This is a genomic window from Azospirillum sp. VT-I1 (genome assembly GCF_055698305.1).
The window spans coordinates 430483-439958 of record NZ_CP168802.1; the positions used below are offsets into that span (position 1 = coordinate 430483).

The 9476-nt window shown below is 67.7% G+C and carries 7 protein-coding genes, 1 pseudogene and 1 CRISPR repeat array; of the genes and pseudogenes, 6 read left to right on the forward strand and 2 right to left on the reverse strand.

All coding sequences use genetic code 11. The annotated features are described in order from the left end of the window. Positions 1 to 2: 2 nt before the first annotated feature. From cas5c to cas2, 6 genes and pseudogenes are all read left to right on the forward strand, one after another. Positions 3 to 677: a type I-C CRISPR-associated protein Cas5c gene (cas5c, locus tag AB8P05_RS16060; RefSeq protein WP_472760050.1), complete on the forward strand. Its 675-nt coding sequence runs from the start codon at positions 3 to 5 to the stop codon at positions 675 to 677. Beyond that, entirely contained in the window at positions 674 to 2482 is a 1809-nt protein-coding gene (gene cas8c, locus AB8P05_RS16065; RefSeq protein ID WP_472760051.1) for a type I-C CRISPR-associated protein Cas8c/Csd1, read from the forward strand. The genes cas5c and cas8c overlap by 4 nt, the downstream gene beginning before the upstream one ends. Before the next feature lie 3 nt (positions 2483 to 2485). Then, positions 2486 to 3439, forward strand: coding sequence for a type I-C CRISPR-associated protein Cas7/Csd2 (gene cas7c, locus AB8P05_RS16070; RefSeq protein ID WP_472760052.1), 954 nt, complete (start codon positions 2486 to 2488; stop codon positions 3437 to 3439). A gap of 34 nt (positions 3440 to 3473) precedes the next feature. Next, a pseudogene (cas4, locus tag AB8P05_RS16075) lies at positions 3474 to 4147 on the forward strand (CRISPR-associated protein Cas4). Between the two features lie 4 nt (positions 4148 to 4151). Continuing rightward, complete coding sequence (gene cas1c / locus AB8P05_RS16080) at positions 4152 to 5192, forward strand: type I-C CRISPR-associated endonuclease Cas1c (RefSeq protein WP_472760053.1); 1041 nt, start codon at positions 4152 to 4154, stop codon at positions 5190 to 5192. Positions 5193 to 5198: 6 nt separating this feature from the next. Further along, complete coding sequence (cas2, locus tag AB8P05_RS16085; RefSeq protein ID WP_472760054.1) at positions 5199 to 5489, forward strand: CRISPR-associated endonuclease Cas2; 291 nt, start codon at positions 5199 to 5201, stop codon at positions 5487 to 5489. A 171-nt stretch (positions 5490 to 5660) separates the two neighbouring features. Then, positions 5661 to 7623: a CRISPR direct-repeat array (repeat unit 32 nt; unit sequence GTCGCCCCCTACGCGGGGGCGTGGATCGAAAC). A gap of 455 nt (positions 7624 to 8078) precedes the next feature. On the opposite strand, the gene AB8P05_RS16090 is transcribed toward cas2, so the two are convergent. Beyond that, positions 8079 to 8834 carry a helix-turn-helix domain-containing protein gene (locus AB8P05_RS16090; RefSeq protein ID WP_472760055.1) on the reverse strand — a complete coding sequence of 252 codons (756 nt, stop codon included), beginning with the start codon at positions 8832 to 8834 and terminating at the stop codon, positions 8079 to 8081. After that, complete coding sequence (locus AB8P05_RS16095; RefSeq protein ID WP_472760056.1) at positions 8807 to 9166, reverse strand: hypothetical protein; 360 nt, start codon at positions 9164 to 9166, stop codon at positions 8807 to 8809. The genes AB8P05_RS16090 and AB8P05_RS16095 overlap by 28 nt, the downstream gene beginning before the upstream one ends. Between the last annotated feature and the right edge of the window lie 310 nt (positions 9167 to 9476).

The window sequence follows — 9476 nt, forward strand, 5'->3', positions numbered from 1 at the left end:
CCATGGCCTACGGCGTGAAACTTCACGTGTGGGGCGACCGCGCTTGCTTCACCCGGCCGGAAATGAAGGTCGAGCGGGTGTCCTACGACGTCATGACACCCTCGGCCGCGCGCGGCATCCTGGAGGCGATCCATTGGAAGCCGGCGATCCGCTGGGCGGTCGACGCCATCGAGGTGCTGAAGCCGATCCGCTTCCAGTCGATCCGCCGCAACGAGGTGGGATCGCGCGTGCCGACCGCGGCGGTGCGCAAGGCGATGAAGGCCGGTGCGGTAGAGGACCTACGCATGGTGGTGGAGGAGAACCGGCAGCAGCGCGCCGCGACCCTGCTGGTCGACGTTGCCTATGTCATCCACGCCCATTTCGAACTGACGGAGCGCGCCGGACCGGGCGACAGCGAGGCCAAGCATCTGTCGATGTTCAACCGCCGTGCGGCCAGCGGACAGTGCTTTCAACAGCCCTGCCTGGGCGTGCGGGAGTTCCCGGCGAATTTCGCCCTGCTGGAGGATGGTGTCGCACCGGTGTCGGAACTGCCGCCGGACCAGCGTGACCGCGACCTCGGCTGGATGCTGCTCGACATCGACCATGCCAACGACATGACCTCGCTGTTCTTCCGCGCGGCGCTGCGCGACGGAGTGATGGCAGTGCCGCCGCTGAACTCGGTGGAGGTGCGGTCATGACCGTCCTTGCCGCGCTCAACGGCTATTATGGCCGGCTGGCCGACCGTGGCGAGGTGCCGCCCTTCGGCTATTCGACGGAGCGCATCGCCCACATCATCGTCCTGTCGCCCGATGGCGAGCCGGTGGAGATCCTGCCCTGGCAGAGCCTATCGGGGAAGAAGTCGGAGCCGCGGCCGACGGCGGTGCCGCAATCCTTCAAGCGTCCGGGGACAACGCCGCGCTCCTTCTTCCTGTGGGACAACGGAAAGTTCGTGCTCGGCCTTGGGGTGGACAAGGTGACGCGGCAGCGGGTGGCCCATCCGGCCAACCATGCAGCCTTCCAGGAGTTGCACCGTCGGCTGTTGGCCGGAACCGAGGATGCCGGGCTGGCCGCCCTGTTGCGCTTCCTCGATGGCTGGTCGGCCGACCGTTTCGACGCCTGCGGTTTCACCGACGCCATGCTCGACCAGAACTTCATGTTCATGCTCGACGGCGACCGGAATGATCGGGGGGAGCCGCGCTTCCTGCACGACCGTACCGCCGCCCGGCGCATCTGGGAGCGGGCGGTGGCCGAGGGCGCTGGGGAGGAGGGTATCTGCCTGGTGACGGGAGCGCGCCAGCCGATCGCTCGTCTGCATCCCGCGATCAAGGGGGTGATGGACGCGCAGAGTTCCGGTGCCTCCATCGTCTCCTTCAACAATGACGCCTTCACCTCCTATGGCAAGGAGCAAGGGCTGAACGCGCCGGTGTCGGAGGCAGCGGCCTTCGGGTATGGCGCCGCCCTGAATGCGCTGCTGGCGCGGGGCAGTGGCAACCGGTTGGTGATCGGCGACGCGACCACCGTGTTCTGGGCCGATGCCTCCGGTGGCGAGGAGTCCGCCCAGAGGGCGGAGGTGCTGTTCCACGATCTGCTCAGTCCGCCCGCCGCCGAGGATGCCGACGAGGCGCAGGCGATCCGCAACGCCCTGCTTCCGGTCAGCCAGGGGCGGCCGGTGCGGGAGATTACGCCGGAGCTGGATGAGCGGACACGCTTCTACGTTCTCGGCCTGTCGCCGAACATCGCCCGGCTGTCGGTGCGTTTCTGGCTGGAGGACAGCTTCGCGGCCATCGCCGAACGTGTCGGCCGCCATTGGGAAGATCTGCGGATCGATCCCGCGCCCTGGCGCACCGCGCCGGCGGTCTGGATGCTGCTGCGCGAAACCGCTCCGCTCGGCAAGACCGAGAACATCGCGCCGCAACTGGCCGGGGAGGTGATGCGCGCCATCCTGACCGGCGGCCGCTATCCCCGCAGCCTGCTGGCGGCGGTCATCACCCGCATGCGGGCCGGCGACCCGGTGAATGGTGTCAAGGCCGCGATCTGCCGGGCCTGCCTGAACCGCGACTCCCGCCTGGGAACGAAGAAGACGGAGGAGATACCCGTGAGCCTGAACCGAGACGAGGCGAACCCGGCCTACCGGCTGGGCCGCCTGTTCGCCGTGCTGGAGGGTGCCCAGCGGGCCGCCCTGGGGGACGTGAACGCCAGCATCCGCGACCGCTATTTTGGTGCCGCATCGGCCACCCCGGCGAGCGTCTTCCCGATGCTGCTGCGCAACAGCAACCACCATCTGGCGGTGCTGCGCAAGGGCGACAAGCCCCGTCTCGGTGGCTGGTTCGAGGGGGAAATCAGCCAGATCCTCGGCGGGCTGGACAGCGGCTTCCCGCGCTCGCTGCGCATCGAGGATCAGGGGCGCTTCGCCATCGGCTATTACCACCAGCGCTATTCCGGCAAGGCCGCAGCGTCCACCGAGCAGGCCGTCGCCACTGAACAGACCGATTCCGAGGATTGAACCATGTCCGCGATCCAGAACCGCTACGAATTCGTCTATCTGTTCGACGTCACCAACGGCAATCCGAACGGCGATCCCGACGCCGGCAACCTGCCGCGGCTCGACCCGGAAACCAACAAGGGTCTGGTGACCGACGTCTGCCTGAAGCGGAAGATCCGCAACTTCGCCGCGCTCAGCCGTGACGGCGAGCCGCGCTACGGCATCTATGTCCAGGAAGGGGCGATCCTGAACGAAAAGCACCGTGCCGCCTACCGCGCGGTCCGCCCGGACGATAAGGACGTCGAGAGTGCGAAGAAGCTGTCGCCCAAGGAAGCGGAGGAAAAGGCCGTCCGGCAGTTCATGTGCGACAACTTCTTCGACGTCCGCAGCTTCGGCGCAGTGATGAGCACCAGCATCAATTGCGGGCAGGTGCGCGGGCCGGTCCAGCTGTCCTTCGCCCATTCGGTGGAGCCGATCCTGCCGCTGGAGATTTCGATCACCCGCATGGCCGCCACCTCGGAGAAGGAGGCGAAGGAGCGCAAGGATGGTGACCCGGCGGATGATGGGCGCCGCGACAACCGCACCATGGGGCGCAAGCATGTCGTCCCCTACGGCCTGTATCGCTGCCATGGCTACATCTCCGCCAAGCTGGCGGAGGGGACCGGCTTCGACGAGGACGACCTGGACCTGCTGTGGACCGCGCTGGAGGGGATCTTCGACCATGACCGCTCGGCTGCCCGCGGCGAGATGGCCGGCCGCAAGCTGGTCCTGTTCCGCCATGACAGCGCGCTCGGCAACGCTCCCGCCCATCGCCTGTTCGACCTCGTCACCGTAAAACGGCACTTCCAGGGCGAGGATTACGAGCTGGACGGCCCCGGCACCGGCAACCTGCCGCCGGCCCGGCGCTTCGCCGATTACCGGATCACCCTGGATGCGGCGCACGTGCCGACCGGGGTGACGATGATCGAGAAGTTCTGAACCAAGCGGGCAGCCAGCCGGGGAAGGGGGCGGTATGGACGACGATGATCTTCTTCCCCTGTCGGCGTTGCAGCACCAGCTGTTCTGTCCCCGCCAATGCGCCCTGATCCATGTCGAGCGGCAGTGGCAGGAGAACACCTTCACCGTCGAAGGCCGGCTGCTGCATGACGCGGTGGATGCGGGCGGCCGGGACAGGCGGGGGCCGTCCGCACGGTGCGGTCGATGCCGTTGCGTTCGCGGAGGCTTGGCCTTGCCGGCGTCGCCGATCTGGTCGAACTGCATGGCCCCGAGCAGCGGCCTTATCCGGTCGAATACAAGCGCGGCCGGCCCAAGGCCCATCGGGCGGACGAGGTCCAGCTCTGCGCCCAGGCCATGTGCCTGGAAGAAATGTTCCACACGGACATCGCCGAGGGGGCACTCTTCTATGGGGAGAACCGGCGGCGTGTCGTTGTCCGGCTCGACGGCGAGTTGCGGGAGCTGACCGAACGGACGACGGCCGCCGTTCGCTCCATGATCGAGTCGGGCCGCACCCCGCCGCCGGTCTACGAGGCGGCCAAATGCCGGAACTGCTCGATGATCGAGCTTTGTCGCCCACGCCGGCTGGGCCGTCCGCCGCCGGTTGCCGACTGGCTTGTCCGGCACTTGGAAGACGGCGAAGACGCGATGCCGCCCGATGACCGTGGAGACACCGACCGGGGAGACTCCTGATTCCATGCGCCAGCATTTGAATACGATGTTCGTCACCACCGAAGGCGCATGGCTGTCCAAGGACGGCGCCAACATCGTGGTGGAGGTGGAGCGGCGGGAAATCGGCCGCGTGCCCATGCACATGATGGGCGGCATCGTCTGCTTCGGCCGGGTCGGCATGTCGCCGCCGCTGATGGGGGCCTGCGCCGAAGCCGGGGTGACGGTCTCCTTCCTGACCGAACACGGCAAGTTCCTGGCGCGGGTGGAGGGGCCGTGCAGTGGAAATGTGCTGCTGCGGCGGCGCCAGTATCGGGTGGCCGACGATCCGGACGCCGGGCTCGTCATCGTCCGCGCCATCGTGGCGGCGAAGGCGGCAAACCAGCGTGCGGTGCTGCGCCGCGCGTTGCGGGACCATGGATCTTCGATGGCGGAGCCCGGCCGGGCGGGATTGGACGATGCCCAGCGCCGCCTGGGAGACGTGGCGCGCCGGGTGATGGAAGCGGGGAGCATCGACGTCGCGCGCGGCCACGAGGGGGACGCCGCCAATGCCTATTTCGGTGCGTTCGACCATCTGATCCGCCGCGACGATGATGCCTTCCGCTTCCGCGGTCGCAGCCGCCGTCCGCCGCTGGATGCCTGCAACGCCCTGCTGTCCTTTCTGTACGCCATGGTCGGGCACGATTGCCGCTCGGCGCTGGAATCCGTCGGCCTGGACCCGCAGGTCGGCTTCCTGCATCGCGACCGTCCCGGCCGTGCCGGCCTCGCCCTTGATCTGATGGAGGAGTTCCGTCCTGTGCTGGCCGACCGGGTCGTTCTGACGCTGATCAATCGCCAGCAGATCGGGCCGAAGGATTTCACCTATATGGAGGGCGGTGCCGTGCTGCTGCGGGACGATGCCCGCAAAGCGGTCCTTGCCGCCTATCAGGAGCGCAAGAAGGATGAAATCACCCACCCGTTCCTGAACGAGAAGGTCAGCCTGGGATTGGTCCCGCACATTCAGGCGCAGCTGCTTGCCCGCCATCTGCGCGGTGACCTGGACGGCTACCCGCCCTTTCTTTGGAAATGACCGGCCATGCTGATGCTGATCACCTATGACGTGAACACCCAGGACGCGGCCGGCCGCCGCCGATTGCGCCGGGTTGCGAAGGCATGCCGGGACTTCGGCCAGCGGGTTCAGTTTTCCGTGTTCGAATGTGAGGTCGATCAGGCACAATGGACTGCGCTGCGTGCCCGCCTGCTCGGTGAAATCGACCAGAGCACAGACAGCCTGCGCTTCTACCATCTTGGCGCCAATGCGAGCCGTCGCATTGAACATGTCGGCGCCAAGCCCGCGCTGGACCTCGACGGGACGCTGGTGTTCTGAGCGTGCGCGAACCCAAAGCGGGCAGGAAACTCCTGGGAGGTCCGCACCGCAGCGCTGTCAACGACTTAGCTTCTATGGCATAATGAGCGACGCCCGACAGAGTGGGGCGCACGAGTGGTTCGCGCTCGATCCGGGATTGTGGGTTCCTGAACAAGTGGATATTGACTGGCAGTCGCCCCCTACGCGGGGGCGTGGATCGAAACGCATAGTGGCTCTTGGCGCTGCCCGGCGGCATGAGTCGCCCCCTACGCGGGGGCGTGGATCGAAACAACTCAGGCGCCCGCTGGACTAGCAAGCAGGTTGTCGCCCCCTACGCGGGGGCGTGGATCGAAACTGCATCGCCGCAAGCAGCCTGTCGTTGGCCGCGGGTCGCCCCCTACGCGGGGGCGTGGATCGAAACGCTGGTCAATGGCCGTGTCAGAGCGCAGCGGCTTGGTCGCCCCCTACGCGGGGGCGTGGATCGAAACCAGCGCGAACGGCTGTGTCTGCATTTGCAGCGTGAGTCGCCCCCTACGCGGGGGCGTGGATCGAAACCACGTCAACCGGCACCGGGACCGCCGCCCGAACGGTCGCCCCCTACGCGGGGGCGTGGATCGAAACCAGGCGGGCGCGGCACGAACGGAATGCTCCGGCTGGTCGCCCCCTACGCGGGGGCGTGGATCGAAACAAGTCCTGCCCCGCCCCGCAAGGCTGTACCCGGACGTCGCCCCCTACGCGGGGGCGTGGATCGAAACGGCTGCCTGCGCCTTCAGAGCGGCGGAGATGACGCGTCGCCCCCTACGCGGGGGCGTGGATCGAAACCTGGCTTTCCGCCCTTGCTGACGAAGACCCGGACGTCGCCCCCTACGCGGGGGCGTGGATCGAAACTCCGTCAGCGGCACGGTGATGAGCTTGTCAACGTGGTCGCCCCCTACGCGGGGGCGTGGATCGAAACCGTCGCTCCGACGCCGCCGGCATCCAGCCCGAGCGGTCGCCCCCTACGCGGGGGCGTGGATCGAAACCAGGCAAGAGTGGTGGCTGCGGCAGACGGAAGACGTCGCCCCCTACGCGGGGGCGTGGATCGAAACGCCTCATCTTTGCTCACCAGAGCATGGGTCAAGGCGTCGCCCCCTACGCGGGGGCGTGGATCGAAACGTCGACTACCTGCTGCCCCACGTCCGCGGCGCCAGTCGCCCCCTACGCGGGGGCGTGGATCGAAACTCGCTCTTGTGAGCAAGTCGAAACTGGTGCTCCGCGTCGCCCCCTACGCGGGGGCGTGGATCGAAACTCCCGTGGCGTCGCCGGCGTGCCGGTCGAGGTGCGTCGCCCCCTACGCGGGGGCGTGGATCGAAACCGATGCGGTCCACCTTGCCGGAGATGCCATAGGCGGTCGCCCCCTACGCGGGGGCGTGGATCGAAACCCACAGGAGGCGCCCATGCCGCTTGTTTTGCGCGCGTCGCCCCCTACGCGGGGGCGTGGATCGAAACTGCCAACCTTTGACGCTTGGGTGGAGGCATGGACGGTCGCCCCCTACGCGGGGGCGTGGATCGAAACTCCAGCCACTTGTCGGCCTGGATGGCGCCGTTGGGTCGCCCCCTACGCGGGGGCGTGGATCGAAACATCTGGTCTTCGTCGGCGGTCATCATTTCAGGCTCGTCGCCCCCTACGCGGGGGCGTGGATCGAAACCAGGGCTTATCCGGCCATCTGGACCGGCACGCCCGTCGCCCCCTACGCGGGGGCGTGGATCGAAACCTTGGTCAGGGTCTCAATCGAGCCGGAGTGTTCCAGTCGCCCCCTACGCGGGGGCGTGGATCGAAACCTGCTCGTCCGCCGGGTGCGCGGCCGCAAGCTGGTCGCCCCCTACGCGGGGGCGTGGATCGAAACTTCGCCAAGGACAACAAGTGGATCGTCACTCCGAGTCGCCCCCTACGCGGGGGCGTGGATCGAAACAGCTTGTTCCGCTTCCAGAACCACAGGGCGCTGACGTCGCCCCCTACGCGGGGGCGTGGATCGAAACTCCGACGAATGCGCCGATGACCCAGCAAAGCGGCTGTCGCCCCCTACGCGGGGGCGTGGATCGAAACGGTACCGGCGGGAGCGGTGGAGGGGCCGCGCCGGCGGTCGCCCCCTACGCGGGGGCGTGGATCGAAACACCGAAGAGGCCGAATTCACGGCGGGGACCGAGGAGTCGCCCCCACGCAGGGGCGTGGGTCGAAACTGGACCTTCGGCACCTTCGGATCCGACCTGATCGCGTCGCCCCCTGCGCGGGGGCGTGGGTCGAAACGGCAGCGGCCACTGCACCGCCGGGGTGCCGGGCTGGTCGCCCTCCATGCGGGGGCGTGGATCGAAACACCAAGCCGGCCGAGACGTGGCTGACCGGCACGCGTCGCCTCCCATGCGGGGGCGTGGATCGAAACAGGCAGGTGCCTTGACCACATCGGCCTGAGCGGCAGTCGCCCCCTGCGCGGGGGGCGTGGATCGAAACAACCGCATCGGCACCTATTGGCACATGCTGCCGCGTCGCCCCCTACGCGGGGGCGTGGATCGAAACGCGAACCGCATTCGCGCCCGGGCCCGCAACGCCGGTCGGCCAAGCTGACAGTACGGTCAACTCCGCCGGATCGCTCCGCCTTGTGACGCCTGCGGCGTCAGTGAACGCATCCAGCGATGAAGGACGCGCTCTATCGCCGCGGCGTCCTTCCGGGCGGTCCGCCGCACATACCGGGCCGTTTCCCGTGCTTCTCCGGGCGACATGCCGTAGTTGGTCCGGAAGGCCCGGATGAACGAGGCTTCGGAGCCGAAGCCCCAGTGGTAGGCGATGTCGACGATCCGCGGGCGGTCTTGCCGGGGGGTCACCAGATCATCCAGTGCCCGCGCTAGCCGCCGGTCCCGCACATGCTTCGCCACCCCGCCCAGCGGTTCGAACAGCCGATAGAGAGCCGAGCGAGACAGGCCGAAGCTGTCGCAGATGAGGGCGGTCCCGAGTTCGGGAGCTTCGAGCCTCATCTCGATGAATTCCTTGATGCGGTCGAGCAACGCCCCCCGCGGTTCATCGACCGGACTGCGGGCGTCGATCGCCGATCCGACGCATGCGGCGATCAGCCCGGCGATTCCGTCGGCGACCGCCATCGCCGCGGAGGCGTCCAGAGCGGGAAGCTGCGCGTCCAGCGCGCGCAAATGGTCGTTCAGGAGCATCCCGACCGCCGAATCCGCAGGCAGCACCAGCCCATGCAGGGCTTCCGGCACCTTGACCAGGGGGGCCAGCCCGTCCCGGGGGATCACCAGGGCCAGCAGTTGGAACGCGGAGGTCTCGACGGTGACGGGACACCCCAAATTCAGGAACCCGATGTCGCCGGTGCGCATTGCGACCGTACTCCCCCCTTCGAGACGGTGCAGCCACCCTCGAGATAGAGCGTAACCATGCAATGGTCCAAAGCGTCTCGGGCGATGGTGGCGTTGGTGCGGCGCAGGGCCATTGCCGGCCCGCCGATCCGCAGCATGAGAAGGCTCCCGAGATGGAAGGCCGTCGCCGATCCGGCGAGGCCGGTCTCGTCCGCCGCGCCAGCCGGTTCCGCTTCGAAGAGGATCGACAGCAGATCACGCCACCGGGTGAAGCCGGCCCGGCCCATGGTCTCCTGCGGATCGAACAACAGCGTCGGGATCGGCCGGCGTTCCGCCGCCTCACGGGGTCCCATCGTGATGACTTGCCTCATTGTTCCGAAGCCTCGCCGCGCGCCCGACACGGGTGTCGATAGCAGGCGTCCGTCGTCGCCTGCAAGATCGCGGTTTAGTCCGGTCCCCCGCCGCTGGCCGGAACTCTCGTATTGAGACGCAATGTCAAATCTTTGGGACGGATCGACGAGTGTAACCATGGACGATCCGGTAAATTGCGCCCTCGACTAAAAAAATTACCGTGGGCCGATGGGTCGCCGGGACGTGGCTGCCTCTACACCGCGCACCGGCCGCGCCCCTTTCGCCGCCCACCCGACAGAGGTTGGCGTCAGA